This window comes from Cupriavidus sp. U2 (assembly GCF_009663685.2).
GTDB classification, from domain to species: Bacteria; Pseudomonadota; Gammaproteobacteria; order Burkholderiales; family Burkholderiaceae; genus Cupriavidus; species Cupriavidus necator_C.
Genome location: NZ_RCOG02000025.1, coordinates 39,821 through 56,066 on the forward strand (window position 1 = coordinate 39,821; position 16,246 = coordinate 56,066).

General features: G+C 59.3%; 14 protein-coding genes. 8 read left to right on the forward strand and 6 right to left on the reverse strand.

Going from position 1 to position 16,246, the window contains the following annotated elements:
- The first annotated feature begins 4 nt into the window (after positions 1 to 4).
- From D9X30_RS18425 to D9X30_RS18460, 8 genes are all read left to right on the forward strand, one after another.
- Positions 5 to 799, forward strand: a complete 795-nt coding sequence (locus D9X30_RS18425; RefSeq protein ID WP_153950123.1) for an enoyl-CoA hydratase/isomerase family protein — start codon at positions 5 to 7, stop codon at positions 797 to 799.
- Between the two features lie 3 nt (positions 800 to 802).
- Positions 803 to 2,893, forward strand: a complete 2,091-nt coding sequence (locus tag D9X30_RS18430) for an acetate--CoA ligase family protein (protein ID WP_153950124.1) — start codon at positions 803 to 805, stop codon at positions 2,891 to 2,893.
- Positions 2,868 to 3,743, forward strand: coding sequence for an alpha/beta fold hydrolase (locus D9X30_RS18435; RefSeq protein WP_153950125.1), 876 nt, complete (start codon positions 2,868 to 2,870; stop codon positions 3,741 to 3,743). The genes D9X30_RS18430 and D9X30_RS18435 overlap by 26 nt, the downstream gene beginning before the upstream one ends.
- A 2-nt stretch (positions 3,744 to 3,745) precedes the next feature.
- Positions 3,746 to 5,077: an MmgE/PrpD family protein gene (locus D9X30_RS18440; protein ID WP_249641004.1), complete on the forward strand. Its 1,332-nt coding sequence runs from the start codon at positions 3,746 to 3,748 to the stop codon at positions 5,075 to 5,077.
- A 34-nt stretch (positions 5,078 to 5,111) separates the two neighbouring features.
- On the forward strand, positions 5,112 to 6,077 hold the full coding sequence (locus D9X30_RS18445) for a Bug family tripartite tricarboxylate transporter substrate binding protein (protein ID WP_153950126.1): 966 nt from the start codon (positions 5,112 to 5,114) through the stop codon (positions 6,075 to 6,077).
- A gap of 22 nt (positions 6,078 to 6,099) precedes the next feature.
- Positions 6,100 to 6,903 carry an IclR family transcriptional regulator gene (locus D9X30_RS18450; RefSeq protein WP_029051664.1) on the forward strand — a complete coding sequence of 268 codons (804 nt, stop codon included), beginning with the start codon at positions 6,100 to 6,102 and terminating at the stop codon, positions 6,901 to 6,903.
- A gap of 524 nt (positions 6,904 to 7,427) precedes the next feature.
- Positions 7,428 to 7,634: a hypothetical protein gene (locus tag D9X30_RS18455; protein ID WP_153950127.1), complete on the forward strand. Its 207-nt coding sequence runs from the start codon at positions 7,428 to 7,430 to the stop codon at positions 7,632 to 7,634.
- Between the two features lie 383 nt (positions 7,635 to 8,017).
- Positions 8,018 to 8,170, forward strand: coding sequence for a hypothetical protein (locus D9X30_RS18460; protein ID WP_153950443.1), 153 nt, complete (start codon positions 8,018 to 8,020; stop codon positions 8,168 to 8,170).
- A 426-nt stretch (positions 8,171 to 8,596) separates the two neighbouring features.
- Here D9X30_RS18460 and D9X30_RS18465 read toward each other — a convergent pair whose 3' ends face one another.
- The 6 genes from D9X30_RS18465 to D9X30_RS18490 all read right to left on the reverse strand — a co-directional run bounded on the left by D9X30_RS18465 (position 8,597) and on the right by D9X30_RS18490 (position 15,447).
- Positions 8,597 to 9,502: a tyrosine-type recombinase/integrase gene (locus D9X30_RS18465; RefSeq protein WP_228771152.1), complete on the reverse strand. Its 906-nt coding sequence runs from the start codon at positions 9,500 to 9,502 to the stop codon at positions 8,597 to 8,599.
- Between the two features lie 390 nt (positions 9,503 to 9,892).
- Positions 9,893 to 10,969, reverse strand: coding sequence for a DUF6884 domain-containing protein (locus D9X30_RS18470; RefSeq protein WP_228771151.1), 1,077 nt, complete (start codon positions 10,967 to 10,969; stop codon positions 9,893 to 9,895).
- Between the two features lie 266 nt (positions 10,970 to 11,235).
- Complete coding sequence (locus tag D9X30_RS18475; protein ID WP_153950383.1) at positions 11,236 to 12,132, reverse strand: TIGR01777 family oxidoreductase; 897 nt, start codon at positions 12,130 to 12,132, stop codon at positions 11,236 to 11,238.
- Between the two features lie 27 nt (positions 12,133 to 12,159).
- A complete protein-coding gene (locus D9X30_RS18480; protein ID WP_153950382.1) occupies positions 12,160 to 12,858 on the reverse strand; it encodes an SDR family NAD(P)-dependent oxidoreductase in 699 nt (232 codons plus the stop codon).
- A gap of 26 nt (positions 12,859 to 12,884) precedes the next feature.
- Entirely contained in the window at positions 12,885 to 14,405 is a 1,521-nt protein-coding gene (locus tag D9X30_RS18485) for a cryptochrome/photolyase family protein (protein ID WP_153950384.1), read from the reverse strand.
- 148 nt (positions 14,406 to 14,553) lie between these two features.
- A complete protein-coding gene (locus D9X30_RS18490) occupies positions 14,554 to 15,447 on the reverse strand; it encodes a fasciclin domain-containing protein (RefSeq protein ID WP_228771150.1) in 894 nt (297 codons plus the stop codon).
- Positions 15,448 to 16,246 lie beyond the last annotated feature (799 nt).

Sequence of the window (16,246 nt, forward strand, 5' to 3'; positions counted from 1 at the left end):
AAACATGGAAAACTACTCCCTTATCGAACTGAAGTACGAGTCTGGCATTGCTGTCATTGCTCTGAACCGTCCCGAGAAGCGCAATGCGATGAGTGACGACATGCGAACCGAGTTCATCGATGCACTCGAGCGCATTACGGCCGACAAAGCTGTGCGGGCTTTGGTTATCACCGGAAACGGTAAGGGTTTCTGTGCCGGCGGCGACGTATCCGGTATGAAGCGCCGGATGGAAGCACCACAAGGCGAGGTTGGTTTCAACGGTTGGAGCCGCCAGCAGCGTGTGCACTACACCCAACAGCTGCTCCACACCATGCCTAAGCCGACTATTGCGGCGGTCAATGGTGCGGCGGCGGGTCTGGGTGCTGACACGGCGTTGTGCTGCGACTTTGTCATCGCATCCGAACATGCGTCGTTCTCGTGGTCGTACATCAATCGTGGTCTGATTCCGGATGGTGGCGGCATGTATTTCCTGCCGCGACGGGTTGGCCTGGCGAAGGCCAAGGAGCTGGTCTTTACCGGTCGGAAGGTCGCGGTTGAAGAGGCTAAGGAGATTGGCATTGTCGATCGAGTCAGCCAGGCTGACAGCCTTCTAGAAGACGCTGTGGCATGGGCGAAAGAACTGAGTCAAGGTTCGCCGACTGCAATCGCGCTGGGTAAAACAATCATGAATCAGTCCTACGAACTGGCGGCAGATCAGATTTTTGCTCAGGGCAGCCAGGCCCAAGGCATCTGCTACACCAGCACTGAACACCGTGAATCCGTGCTGGCTTTCCTGAATAAACTCGCAGACAAAGGCTGAGCCATGAATGCAATCCAACGCCTTGTGGCACCGCGTAGCGTCGCTGTAATCGGTGCATCCGCTGACCCAACGAAGACTGCTGGTCGGCCGGTCCAGTATCTCCGTAAGCACGGGTTCACCGGCGCCATCTATCCTATTAACCCGAAGGTTGGTGAGATTGATGGTCTGCGGTGCTACCCGGACGTAGCTTCCCTGCCTGAGGTACCCGACGTCGGTATCGTATTGCTTGGCGCTGAGCGTGCGCATTTGGCCGTTCGCGATCTCGCTGCCAAGGGCGCCGGTGCCGCGATTGTGCTGGCAAGCGGGTACACTGAAACCGGCCCCGAGGGCGCACGGCGTCAAGCTGAGCTGATTGAGGCTGCGGGGAATATGCGGCTGCTCGGCCCGAACACGATCGGCCTGGTGAACCTGACTGACGGAATTCCGCTGTCTGCTAGCGGTGCGTTGGAGATGGATAAGTTTCCGGCCGGCAGCATCGGTGTTGTTTCGCAAAGCGGCGGCATCCTCGGCGCTCTTCTGTCACGTGCCGCGGCGCGAGGCATCGGTATGTCCAAGCTTGTTTCGACGAGCAACGAGGTGGATCTCGACCTGGCGGACTTTGTCGATTATCTGGCCGACGATGAGGCCACCAAGGTAATCGCGCTTTATGTCGAGAGCATCCGCAACCCGGAAACCTTCCGGCGTGCTGCACTTAAGGCGGCTCGCGCTGGCAAGCCCGTTGTAGCATTCAAGATTGGTCGTTCGGAGAGCGGCGCGCGTGCCGCCGTATCGCATACTGGTGCGCTCGCGGGTGCGGACCGAATGTATGACGCGTTGTTCGACCAAGTGGGCGTCATTCGTGCGCAGTCCTTCGCAGACCTGTTGGATATCCCAGCCGCGCTCTCCACGGGGCGAAAACTGGCGGGAAAGCGAATCGCAATCCTCACCTCTACAGGCGGTGCTGGTACGCTGGTTTCGGATAGCCTGGGTGTCGCTGGTTTCGAGACTCCGGCCCCAGATGAAGAGACTGCTGAAAAGCTGCGAGCGCTGCAGAAAGGAGATCATGCTGCGCTGGACCGAAACCCGATTGACGTTACGTTAGCCGGCCTGCAGCCGGACCTGCTTCGTGCGGCGATTCGCATTCTGCTGGACAGCCCGAGCTACGACGCAGTAACTGTGATTGTTGGATCGTCGAGTCTGGCAATGCCCGACCTGATGGCGAATGCAATTCGCGATTGCTTGCCGACCAGCGCCAAGCCGGTTATCGCATACGTCAGCCCGCACGCGCCGGAAGTGGCGTCGCTCTTGAATCAGTGCGCAGTGCCGGCGTTTTCGGCCCCTGAGGCGTGCACCGTGGCTTTCCAAGCGATGTTGCACTCCAGCTCGTTTAATACCGCAGAGGATCTCGGAACCGAACCGAAGGCAGCTCCCAACCTTGACAGCTTTGGTTCGGGTTCACTGGATGAGGCTGCCGGCAAAGCACTCTTTGGTGCGTTTGGGGTGCCAGTGACGCGAGAGACGGTGGTGAAGAGCCAAGAGGAAGCTCTCGCTGCCGCCAGGCAGTTCGAGGGTGGCGTGGTGCTGAAGATTCTCTCTGGCGAAATCACCCATAAGAGCGACGTCGGCGGGGTGGCTGTCAATGTGGACCCAGCTAAAATTGGTGAGCGTCTGATTCAGATGGGCGACCAAGTCGAGAAAGCGGTCGGCACGCGCCCGACTCGCTTCCTGGTACAGGAAATGGTGAAGGGCGGCGTTGAGGTTATTCTCGGCATGCACCGGGACCCCCTCGGTACCGGCATTCTCCTTGGCATGGGAGGTGTCACCGCCGAACTTTTCGAAGACACGACCCTGCGGCTGCTGCCACGGGGCCGCGGATTGTCGAAGACTGTCGCACTTGAGATGATCCGTTCGTTGAAGACCGCACCGCTGCTGGAGGGCTATCGGGGTCGGCCGAAGGCGGATGTGGATGCGCTGGCAGATGCCATCGTAGCCTTCTCAGGCATGGTTGCTTCGCTCGGTGAAAAGTTGGTGGAAGCCGAAATCAACCCCATCTTTGTCCTGCCGCAAGGACGCGGCGTGGTGGCCGGTGATGCAGTCGCAGTCCTCGGTTCCTGAAGTCCTGACGACTTCGGTGGACGGCTGCAAAGTCGCATGGCGGGTCGTCGGCGACGGCCCGCCAGCGATTCTTCTGCATGGCGGTCATGGCTCGTGGAGACACTGGGCTCGGAATATCGAATCGTTGTCGGGGATACGCCGGCTGCTGATTCCCGATATGCCAGGGTTTGGCGACTCCGACGACTCGCCGGTGGCTGACATGGCCGGATTTGTCGGCCTTTTGGCGAAATCGATAGACCAACTACCCACCTGTGACGGACGCGTCGACCTGGTGGGTTTCTCGTTTGGTGGATTTGCTGCAGCTCATCTTGTGCACCATGAGCTGCTGGCGCTTCGGGTTCGAAGCCTCGCGTTGCTTGGTCCTGTCGGACATGGCGGTTCCCGCAGGTTGACGCGCGATCTAGTCGACTGGAGGCGCGTTGCGGGTGCAGATGCGCTTGCCGAGGCGTTGCGGCATAACCTTGCCACATTCATGTTCGCGGAGTGGACCGAAGTGGACGACGAGGCGCTAGAAATCCACACGGCGGCATGCCAATCGACCCGATTTCGCAGCAAGGTCATCTCCCGGAAGGGAGGCCTTCAAAAGGCAATCTTTAGCTTTGAGGGTCCGCTTCTCATGGCCTGGGGGGATGCAGACGTCACAGTCATCCCTACCGATATTCCGGACATCATCCGCGCCTCCCGTCCCCGTTCTCATACGCAATACCTGAATGGCCACACACGCGTGTTCGTTGTTCCGGCAGCGGGGCATTGGGTTCAGTACGAGGCGAGTCAATCGGTAAATGAACTCCTGCTGCAGTTTTGGCGGGACACAGAACATAGTCCGGCTGGTGCCGGGCAAGGAGCCTAAACGTGTACGCAACAGAAGCCTTCGGCAAGTTCTACTCCATGGTCCAGTCTGCACCGCTTCCCCCCGAAGCCATCCACCATGCCAAACGCGCACTTGTGGATTGGCATGCCGCGGTTTATCCAGGTATCAGCCACGAGGCCGTTAGGATCCTTGAGCGCGTCCTTGAAGACGAACTGGGGAAGGGTAGCGCAAAGCTGGCATCTGGTAGGTCCGCGACCGCCAGGGCTGCGGCGTTAATCAACGGCGCTGCCGCGCATGCCGCTGAGATCGATGACAGTTTCAAGGACGCCATGTATCACCCTGGCGCACCTACGATTGCCGCGGCTATCGCTGCTGCCCAAGACGTAGGCGCCACTGGAGATACGCTGCTTAAGGGGATTGTCGTCGGTTACGAGATCTCCACTCGAATTGGCGTAGCTCTTGGTCGAGGTCACTACAAATACTGGCACAACACAGCGACTGTCGGAGTATTTGGTGCCGCGTCCGCAGCCGCCTTCATTTACGGTGCCACTCCGGCCCAACTGGCTCACGCGCTAGCGACGGCCGCGACATTCTCAGCAGGCCTGCAACAAGCATTCCGGATGGACTCCATGTCGAAGCCGCTGCATGTGGGGCGCGCTGCAGAGGGTGGCCTGCTGGCGGCCAAAGCAGCGGCTGCAGACGCGACAGGTTCGCTGGATGTCCTAGATGGTGATGCTGGACTCGGTAAGGCTATGTCCGATGGGGCAAACTGGGGCTCGGTGGCGGCGACGCTCGGCAGTGACTTCCATATCTGCCGATTGACTTTTAAGAACCACATTGGTTGCGGCCACACGTTCGCGGCTATTGATGGTGCCCTAGCGTTGAAGGCCGTGCTCGGCATCGATTCCAGCAAAATCAAACGCATCCAAGTAGCGACATACCGGCCTGCGCTCGATATCGCCTGCAATCTAAATCCGAAGTCCGAGAACGAGGCGAAGTTCAGCCTGAAGTACATCGTCGCGACGGCTTTGGCATTTGGCAGTGTGCGGCTTGCGGCGTACACGCCAGAAAGGATTGCTGACGCCCAAACTCGCCGATTGATGGACTGCATGACCATTGAGGTGGATCCGGAAATTGACGCGGCGTTTCCTGGGAAGCGCGCTGCGAACATCCGCATTGAGACGGTCGACGGCCAACTTGCGGAACACTTCCAGCCAAATCGTAAGGGCGACCCTGAGGAGCCTCTCACTGACGCAGACCTTGACGCGAAGCTGCTCGAACTTGCTTCTCCTGTTTTGGGGCAGTCCGTGGCAGAGAAGCTTGCTTCAACACTTTGGAGTATGGACCGTTCGAAAGCAGTGGAATTCGCATAGTAACGAAATAGAACAGAGACAAGGAGGAGACGATATGCGTAGAAATATCTTGAGGCTGGCCTGCGCCTACATAGCGGTCTCGGCGCTGCCCGTTCTGGCAGCAGCGTATCCGGAGCGGCCCGTTCGGATTATTGTTCCGTTTCCTGCAGGGGGAGGAACGGATGCCATTGCAAGATCGCTCGGAGAAGAGCTCTCGCGCCGCCTCGGTAAGCCATTCATCGTCGAGAACAAGCCAGGCGCGGCGTCCATCATGGGCTCGGACCAAGTGAGTAAGAGTCCGGCTGATGGGTACACGCTGCTCTTGACCACTAGCGCGCTCGCGATTGTGGCAAGTGTCGGTCCCAAGCTGCCATATGATGGTACGCGTGCGTTCGAGCCGATCGCGTTGCTAGGACGAGCACCTAACGTTGTGCTTGTCCGAAAGGACAGTCGGTTGAAATCCATGGAGGACCTATTGCAGGTCGCCAAGGCTTCGCCCGGCAAGCTGACATATGGCTCAGCTGGCAACGGAAGTTCAGTTCATCTGGCTGCCGAGTACCTGCAGGCGATGTCTGGCATCAGGCTGATACACGTACCGTACAAAGGATCCGCACCTCAGTTTTCCGACCTTCTCGCAGGCCATATCGACGCAGCATTTGCCACTATGGCAAGCTCTGCCGGCCTCATCCGAGATGGCCGCGTACGCGCGCTCGCTGTGACTTCTGCGGAACGTTCGCCCACGTTTCCAGAGGTACCGACCATCAGCGAAGTGGGCGTGAAGGGCTATAGCGCTGACGTCTGGTACGGCGTCTTTGCTCCGAAGGGAACGTCGCCAGCTATCGTCCAGGTTCTCTATCAAGCCATTGAGAGTGCTTCGGCGAGCGGCCCCTATCGCGAGCGTCTTGCGCGGGAGGGAGTGACTGGAAGAGTAGGTGCGCCGCAAGATTTGACGATCACGGTCGACCAGGAAGTCGCGCGATGGAAGAGCGTCGCGAAGGAACGAAACATTCAGTTTGACTAGCCACATCGGCCGGCGGATCACCATGACGAACACCATTGCAAATCCAGACCGTGTGAAACCGGGAAAGGGAATGGCTACGCCAAACCGGTCGCTTGAACGGGGGATATCAGTCTTGCGGGCATTTCGGGCAGGTTCGTCGATGCTCGGCAATAGCGAGATTTCTGATAGAACTGGACTCTCGCGGTCGACGGTGAGCCGCCTTACGCAGTCATTGGTCGAGAGCGGAATGCTCGAGTATGTTCCTCAATTCCGCGCTTACAGGCTCGGAGTTCCAGTCCTCAGCATGGCGCACGCGATGTGCGATGGCTCTACTGTTTTAAGAGTGGCGACTCCCCTCATGACAGAGGTGGCGACGCGCCACAAGTTAAACGTCGGCCTAGCGGTGGCCGATGATGACGACATGGTGTACCTGGAGTCATTTCGCTACAGCAGGCGCCAATCGCTTCGTACTATCGTCAGTGGCTTGCGTATTCCTATAGCGCTGACCTCCCTCGGCCGGGCCTACCTAGCGACACTGTCTGAGACCAACTTTGACATTACGATGCGAGAGATGGCCAGTCGCAATCCAGGGCGAGCGTGGCTGTCTATTCGGAAAGAGATCGAGCTGGCGGTTCAGTCAGTGCGACAGAACGGCTACTGTGTAGCGTCGTGGCAGCCGCAGGTGGTGGCAGTTGCGACGCCTATGCAGATCGAGGGCTATGGCACCTACGTCCTCAATGTCAGCATCTCGACTCAGCAGACGGTTGAAGAGGTCGAGGCCACGCTCGCCAAACCTTTGCTGTCCTTAGCGGCCTCGATCCTAGCGGCGATCAGTCGTATTGAGTGAATGCTACAAGGTGCCGCACGTTCGGCCACAGTCTGCGTTGTTCGTTACACGTCTTGGCGGGAGGCCGTATGCGTCAGGTGATACGGCCGGGGGTCCGCAAATCTTGATGCCCGGCGGTAGGCGGCGCACCTTCCCCCCGGCGAACCGCAAACGAGGGTTTCCACTGATGTTGTTTCGCCTTTGCTCGCTGGGCGGCGACAGCGGTACAGCGTAAACCCTGAATCTGACGCTTTCCGCGTGTCCCTGGGTCCTCCAGAGCCTGGCTCCTATGCAATTGACGTATAGCGGCTATGGTTTCCGTCCTCCTTATTCGGAAGCGTTGCCTCCAGTAGAGTGACTGAAACAGAGCGAACGTTACTTCCCTACCAGATGCCCCGTCATATGGCTCAGTCGTGGTGCGGCAAGTTACCTTCGTAGTGCAAGAAGTCCTCTTGGGGTGCGATATGTCTATGGGTGTGGAGCCGATCTGGGTCGACGTAAACGGGATTGCAACTAGGTACTTTGCAAAGGGCGAGGGCGAGCCCATGCTGCTGATTACCGGTGGTCATTTCGGGAATCCAACAGCTACCTCGGTCGTGCAGACCTGGGACCGGAACTTCGAGATTCTGTCGAGCGCGTTCCACGTGGTGGCCGTGGAGAAGCTCGGCCAAGGTTACACTGCTAATCCGCTTCAGGATGACTTTCCCGAGCGCATCCCATTCGTGCCCAACCGCGCATCGGAAACGGTATGAGGCGTTGGTTCCATGGTATGCGGTACTCAGACATTGGCCTGCGTGTGCTTTGGCCGCTTCGTGAATGCGCGCCAAGCCGTCGGCATCGGTCCGTTGTGCGCCTAGTCGGCTTCGGTGCACACCCGGCACCAGTTCCCTTGCTTGAGAACTTTGTAGCCCATCGCTTCCCAACGGTGGCCAGCCGCGCATTCGAATGGGTAATGGTCGCGGCCGGTCTTCCAGGCGGCCGCGAGACACTTTCCCCCGCGCTCGGCCGCCTTGGCGTGCAAGTCGTCCAAGCCGTACTTTGAGGCTTGCCGGTGTGGCGTAGGCTTCGTTGGCTTGCCGGCGCAACGGGGACACCAGTAGCCCGCCAGCACGCTTCGCCCTTCTGGATGCCATTCATGCCCACGCTGGCAGCGGATTCTATGGATCGCCGCGCCACCGAGAAATCCACCGTCGTTCAAACACTGGCCGCCGCGATCCGCCACGATCTTGTCGAACTTCGCTGCGATGCTGGCTCGGCTGCATTCGGGACAACCGGGCGCCTTGTATAGGACACCGTAGGCCCTGCGCTCAAAGTGATGCCCTCTAGCGCATTCAAGCAGAATCGTGGCGCTAACGCCGTGCCATGCCGTCGCGTGGCAGACAAGGCCTTGTAGCCTGGCGGCGTCATGTAGACGGGCAAGGGCTGCGAGCGCGCGGGGCGACTGAGGACTGTCTTGATTCACTGTGCGGCCTGGGCTAAGCGAAAGAGGGGTTAATTCTCGTCGATAGTGGCCGCAAGGCGCACAACTGTCCGATTGCTGGCCAGGCCAAGCCGCTCTGTGACTGCGTCAGGCTAACGCCGTGCCATGCCGTCGCGTGGCAGACAAGGCCTTGTAGCCTGGCGGCGTCATGTAGACGGGCAAGGGCTGCGAGCGCGCGGGGCGACTGAGGACTGTCTTGATTCACTGTGCGGCCTGGGCTAAGCGAAAGAGGGGTTAATTCTCGTCGATAGTGGCCGCAAGGCGCACAACTGTCCGATTGCTGGCCAGGCCAAGCCGCTCTGTGACTGCGTCAGGCGCAACGCCACGGATCAGCAGGCGCCGGCAGAACGTATTCCGCAAGGTCCTCGGGCTCATGTTTTCGACGTCCTGGCCGATGGCGGCGAGGGCCTCGCGCACAATCTTGCCAAGGCTCATGTCCGTGATGGGTGTGCCAGTGCGCTTGAGCGTGAACAGCAGGTCGCCGTCTACGGGCGAGTCATGTCGTACAGCATGCCAAGCGGCCAAAGGGGCGATGGCGAAGGGCTCTAGGTGCACGGTGCGGGAAATCTTGGGCGGGCGTGCTGGCACGTGCAAATAGGGCGGGCTTGCTTTCGGGTGTAGGTCCGGAATGCGCGCGGCACGCGCCTCGCTTGCCGTGACGCCGGTGCCGAGAAAGAACGCCAGGATCGCGCGCCTCTGCAACATTTCGGGCGAATCCCTGCGGCGGGGCATGACGAAGTCCTGCAGGCGCTGGTCGACGTCCTCGGGAAGGAAATGAACTTCGGGATCGTCTACCGGCCAGCGGCCCGCTAGGACTAGCTCGGAAGCTGGATTTGATTTCCGTACGCCGGCCTCGACCAGGTGTCTGCACAGCCGGTCGAGCAGCTTCAGGTAGCGCATGCGAGTAGCCGGCGTGTACGTGGCCGCCTCGGGGCTGAGCCAAAACGCGTCGATCTGGTCTGCACCGAAGCTGGCCAGCGTTGCACCGTGCCCGACCAGGTGTCGGTGGAACCGATCGAACATGGCGCGGTGCTGGACGATCGATTGCTGTGAGAAAGGCCGCCGGTCTGCGCCGGCCGCTTCGCGGATCTGCCAGTCGGCATAGGCCCTGGCGGGGTCGGAGAGCCAGAGTTTATCCATAGAAATTTATATACTGATTTTCGCTTCCATCATACAACTATCGGCGCTTTGCGCCGCCCACTGCTTGCAGATGCGGGGATACCCCCCCGCCTGAGCGTGCCCGGCGCAGGCGAGCATAGCGCGGATAGCTGGCATCCATTGCATCCTCTACCACCTCTACCTGGCTTTGGTCGAACGGTGAGCACTCCAGAAGGTGCGATTCAGCACAGTAGCGAAGGATTTCGAGCAGCAGTGCGTGACGACGTGGCTCGGGAAAATGTAGCCGACGGTTTCGCGTCCAAGTCCGGTAGCCGGCATGTGTAAGGGCAAGCAATTGGTCGGCGGTACCGTCCACATTTTCAGCTAGACGCCGTGCTTCTAGAAGCAGGGCACGCTGATTGTCAGCATCGCTCATAACGTCTCCCGCAGATCCGCGACGCTCACCCATCGCGTGCTCAGTTTCGGGCGGCCGCGCGTCTCGCACTCGACCTCCACTTCGGCTGTGGGCCCGCTTGGCCCGGCGAAGAGAGACATCACCCGCGCCTTGCACGCAGGTAACTGCGGTGCGGCACGGTAGACCAGGCGCGTCGTGGCGCCCACCTCGATCCAACCATGTCGACGGAAGATCGGTGTGCCATTTGGAAGGGCACCAATTGGTTCGGCAAGGGTAGGGGCCTGGCTGTCAAGAAAATCGGCAAGCTGGGAGCGTTGATAGCCGATCCCTCCACTGACTTCGCCGATGGGAAGCCCCGGCGTGCCAACCACGCCAATCGCGGCGCGCATCACACGCCGGTAGTGCTGTCCGCCCGCCAGAAACACCATACTGGCTCGGCTGGGCCAAGCCACATGGTCCACGCACTGATGCAGCCGCCCCAGAATCTCGTCAGCCCGTGCAGATGTCATCAGCTGGTCATAAGGGTCCAGCGCCTCGTCGGGGGCGACGAACCCATGCTTGGCGGACAAGATCACGACGGCCGGCGCAGCGCCGCATTGAACGTGAGCGCGGTAGGTCTGGTACATCACGCCTTGGTAGAGCTGCAGGGCAGGGGCGCGGACCGCGGCTTTTTTTCCAGAACAGGCGAGGAACAACAGCGGCGGAGCTGACGCGTCGAATTGAACGGTAGTGTTACGGGGAAAGAGGTCGAACTGAATTGCGGGCATCGTTGCGGTATGGCGAAAATTGCTCTTTCCAGCATACGGCCGATCGCTGCAAGTCAAGAGCGCGCGAATCTCCCCGGGGGCGAAAATACAATTGACCGATGGTGTTGAACCGCAAAACGTTCTATCAGATATCTGGTAGCTATCCAGCGACGTACGCCCGGCTACCACGCTGGGGTTTGACGCCAGCCAGCCATTTACGGTGACGGGCGCCCCGATCGCACAAAACGTGGCCCCCTGGCGGAACTGCGCGCCGACTTCGCCATCTCGTCCGCGGCCACGCTCGGCTTCCGTTATACCGGCCGGCTGGACGGCGGGAACCAGGACCATACGGGGACGGTGGGATTTAAGTGGCGCTTTTAGCTAGCGTCTTTTATTAGTGCCGAACGCCTACTACTCCGACACAGGGTACGGCTGGATTTGCAAAGGAGACCCCAGTAGTGCACCGCCGCTTACCAATACGAAGGCACGGGATATGTTGTTGCCGTGGATTGGGCCGCTGCAGATTTCTGCAGTGCAGGTTCGGCTCCTGACCTCGCTAGGTGAGGTGGAAACGGGATAACGCCCCAAGCGTTTCTCCAGCGCTACGGAGGCCGCTAACTGAAGCACCGCTCCAGCGCCCCAGCGAGATTCGGTTGGCGCCATACGAAACCGGCTTCTTGCGCCCGACGGGGAATCAAACGCTGGCCGCCGAGCAGCAGAATCGACATCTTTCCCAGCGCCAGACGCAGCGCCCATGAAGGTGTTCGTAGTACGGCTGGACGGCGCAGCGCTCGGGCCAGCATTTGAGTAAAGTCGCTGTTGCGCACCTGTTCGGGCGCGCAGGCATTGTAGACGCCGCCGCATTCGCTATGGTGTAGCAAATAATCAAAGAGGCGGACCAGGTCGTCGAGATGTATCCAGGGCATCCACTGCTCTCCGCTGCCCATCTGCGCGCCCAGACCCAAGCGAAATGGGGGTGCCATCCGAGCCAACATTCCACCTTTTGGGGACAGTACGGGAGCAATGCGCAGCGTTGCAACGCGTATACCAAAGGTCGTCGCGCGGTTCGCCTCTTGCTCCCAGGCTTGGCATAGGTGGCTTCCAAAGTCCGCGATGCCTTGCGGGCTGGATTCGTCCAGGAGCACATCGCCCCCGTTGCCGTACCAGCCCACTGCAGAAGCAGAAAGCAGCACAGCAGGGGGAGTGGACTGGTTAGCCATCGAGTCAATGAGGGTGCGGGTCAAGTGCACGCGGCTACGCCACAGCAGATCGCGACGCGCTGCGGTCCACCGGCGGTCCGCGATCGGTGCGCCGGCCAGGTTGATCACGGCATCCAAGGGGAAGCTCCCATCGAGCTCTTGAAGCCGCGCGATACCCCGCGCGCCGCTACATAGGGCGGGTACCTGCGAAGGGTTTCGACTCAAGACCCACAACTCGTGGCCTGCGCGTTGCCAGTTGTCGCACAGCGCCCGCCCGATGAGGCCTGTGCCCCCTGTAATCATTATGCGCATAGAGTGCTTCTTCTTGTCGTTAGGCAGCTACCAGGGCAGGCGCTGACCGTTGTAAGCCCACAATCCTCCACTGTCCTCGGGCTGGAGTCGGTCGAGTACCGCTAGTATTTTGCCAGCCGCGTCGTTGGCTGGCCGACCGATCTGCGCACCGCGGAACGGGGCTGATAAGGCTGAATTGACGGTGCCTGGGTGCAATGCCACTAGCACAGCTTGTGGGTGCGTGCGTGCCATTTCGATCGCAGCCGTCTTGATTACCATATTTAATGCTGCCTTTGAGGCGCGATAGCTGAGCCAGCCGCCGAGGCGATTATCGCCAATGCTCCCGACCTTGGCCGATAGTACGGCAAAGTGGCAACGTCCACCGCGCGCCAGCTGGGGCGCGAAGTGTGCTAGTGCCATTGCGGGCCCGATAGTGTTGACGGCAAAGCTGGCGGCAAGATGCTCGGCGCTCAAATCAGCCATACGCTTCTCCGGCGTACCGGTTGGTCCGTGCAACATGCCGGTGGCTACGAGAATCAAGTGCCATGGACCTCGTGTTCGTAGGCTGTCCGCGGCGCGGATAACGCTGCTCGGGTCATAGAAATCCAGCGGAGGAGTGGTGTTGCGGGCCAGGGTATGCACGGCAGCGCATCGGGGGTCGGTGCGCAGTTGTGCCACCAGCGCGGCGCCGATAGCTCCGGTACTTCCGAGAACAAGGGCGCGATAGCCGGCAGGAAGCGATTTCATGGTGTGAGCTATTTGTCGAGTGACCGCTACAGTGTTTCGAGCTGCTCGCGAAGATGGTTGGCATATCCCTGCAGGGCCTGACGTTCCGTCTCAGGCATTCTCTTCAACTGGCGATAGACGAGTGCTAGTCGGGGATTGCTGTGCAGTGTAGGGAAGTGGCGTTGGAAAAAGTCCCAATACAAGGCGTTGAAGGGGCAGGCGCGAATCCCGGTTTTTTGCTTGGGGTCGTAGAAACAATGCTGGCAATAGTCGCCCATGCGTTGAAGGTAGGCGGCACTGCTCACATACGGTTTCGTGGCAATCAGCCCGCCATCCGCGCGCTGGCTCATTCCCAGCGTGTTCGGCAACTCCACCCATTCGAATGCGTCGATATAGATGCCCAGATACCACCTGTGCAGCGCATGTGGATCTAGACCGGCGAGTAGTGCGAAGTTGCCGATCACCATTAGCCGCTGGATGTGGTGTGCGTGGGCGGTGCGCAGCGATTGTGAGATGGCCAGATGAATGCACCGCATACGTGTGTCGCCGCTCCAGAACCACCGCGGCAACGGTGTCCCATGTGAGAGGGCGTTGTTCTTCTCGTAGCCGGGCATGTGCGCCCAGTAAATACCACGCACGTATTCTCTCCAGCCGAGGATTTGGCGTACAAAACCCTCTACGGCGGCCAATGGTGCGCGGCCGGCGCGCCAAGCGGCCTCGGCTCGTTGCACCACCTCCAGAGGATTGAGCATCTTCACGTTGAGGGCGAACGACAGCAGTGAGTGGAACAAGCGCGGGCCTTTGGCGGCCAGCGCATCTTCATAGTCACCAAAGTAGGGTAAAGCTGTAGCGATGAAAGCCTCTAGGCAGGAAAGTGCCTCTTTGCGGTTGAGTGGCCAACGTATGGCGTCGGCTTGCGGATCCCCAAAGCTCTGCACGCCTGCGCCTTTCGCCATTTCCCACAAGCTTCGGTGATCGTGTAGCGGCCGCCAGTCTTGCGGCTCTGGCGGAGTTCCCGGCCAGCGCTTGCGATTATCGTGATCGAAGTTCCATTGTCCGCCTTCGGGCTCGCCGGCATCGTCAAGAAGCACCTTCCAACGTTTGCGCATACCACGGTAGAAGTACTCCATCACCCATTGCTTGCGGCACTGCATTTGTTCTGCAAGGTCGCTGCGTTGGGTCAAGAAATGCTCGCTATCCACCACTTCTGTAGCGTAAGACTGGTCACCACCCCATTTGCTTAGCAGAGCGTCCAGCCGCCATTCGTCGGGCTGTTGCCACTCGACCCGACGAACGCAGTAGTGCGCAGCCAGCGCAGTCAAGTTGCCGGTAATGGAGTGGCGGTTGCTTGGGTCGTCCAGCGCAACATAGCGGACGCGGTGACCTCGCTCACGCAGGTAGTCCGCAAAGTCGCGCATCGCTGCGAAGATGGCCAGGATTTTTTGGGCGTGGTGCAGAACATAGTCCGTTTCTTGGCGAACCTCCATCAGCACGTAGACCACTTTCGGGTCGACCATAGAAAACCAGCTGTGGCCGCAGTGAAGCTGGTCCCCCAGCACAAGACGCATGGTTTCGGTTGAGCTGCTCACGCAATACCCCAAGATGTTGCCCGGCGCCGACTCTGAGGATCAAGGGTCCACATTCACCTGCCTGAGCATTCAAGGTTTCAGGATGCACCGTGGGTGCGCGGTCCCAGACCGCGCACCGGTAGGGCACTCATGGTGCAGGCAAGATGACCTTGTCCAGGACGTGGATGACTCCATTCGAGCACAGAGTGTCGGTTGCAACGATGTTGGACTTGCGGCCACGCTGGTCCGTAATGGCTAGCGTTGTGCCGACGCTAAATGTCTCGCCCTCGACAGTCTTTATTGGCATGTTAAATGGGACACTGGCTTTGAGGACCAATTCAGGCAATACGTGGTACGTCAGCAATTTATTCAGCAATTGCGTGTTCGCTAGCAATTGGTCTTTGGTGACACCCAACTCATTCAACAAGGACGCAAATGCCGCATTGGTGGGCGCGAAAACGGCGTAAGGGCCTGGGGCACTGAGCGTGTCAACCAAGCCAGCAGCTGTCACCGCCTCCACCAAAATGCTGAAATCCGGATTGGCAATAGCCGTTTGCACGATGTTCTTGTCGGCAGGCAGGAGAACCTTGTCAATAGCATGGATGACGCCATTGGATGCCGCTATGTCCGCTTGAATGATGTTGCTGGTTCGGTTGCGACCATCCGTAATAACGAAACCGTTACCGGCTTTGTCGATCTTGAAAAAACCACCTCCAACCGGATTGATGGATTTGCCTAGGGGGATCGCACTGCTCTGCACTTGTCCAGATACGACGTGATACTTCAGGACAGTTGCTAACAGCGACTTGTTCGCCAGAAGCTGTTCTTTGGTCAAGCCCAGTTCGCTCAGCAACGCTGAAAATGCCTGGTTGGTTGGGGCGAACACGGTAACTGCGCTGGAGGCGGTTAAAGTATCTGTCAGGCCAGCCGCCTGTACTGCTTCGACGAGAACGGTGAAACGACTGTCGTTTTGTGCGACCTGCACGACATTACCGGGGGAGTCGTCGCCGCCGCCGCATCCTGAGGCAATGGCAAACAACATGGCACAACATAATCCTGGAATCCACCGAAGCATGATCATTCTCCAAACGAAACCAAGCTAAAACAACTGCAATAGGTTTTCTCTCTCATGCGGCCATAGGCTGCCTCCCATAGCTGTTAATAAGGCGCGGAAGGGAACTGGAGCGGCGTGCGTCCGACCCACGACGGGAGCGCAGCTGGATCCTCCGAACCAGGAGGCGGATCAGGCGCGACCAAACACTTGGACGCTTGTGTGAGTTTGGGAGCACGCAAGGTCCTCCGATTAATGAGAAGAGGGGCGCCTGCACTGATCGCATTTCGCGCAGACCGGTATCCGACGTCGGTCCCCATGACCGCGCACTACTGCTACGGAAAAAAGAATACTGGATAGTAACTAAATTTACAAATGGGTAATGTTAGTGGCGAAGGGAATCGGCGGTCGAGCTCCGCCTGGGCGAAAAACGCCCAAGTGAGTTTAGGGTCTCGTTTGCTTTGCGCGGACTTCGCGTTTCAGATCCGCTGCGCTTGGGCCGTGGTCGTGCAGACACGCTGGCCGGTGGCGATACAGTAATTTTGACGGCCAGGCAAGGGCGGGAATTTTCTGCTGCGCTGGCAGCCCCCGTTTAGCGGGCTAAACGGCATGGGGAGCCACTTAATAATTTTTATAATTTATTTAACATAACTATAATTATGCTTTCTAGATCACATTTTCTGCGTTCTTGCGGGTCAGCCTCACGCTGCCAAGAATCCCGACGCTAGCTACCGTAGGACGGTTACCGATACCGAAAGGTTGATTTGGGCTGAACACTGGAGATGGGTAA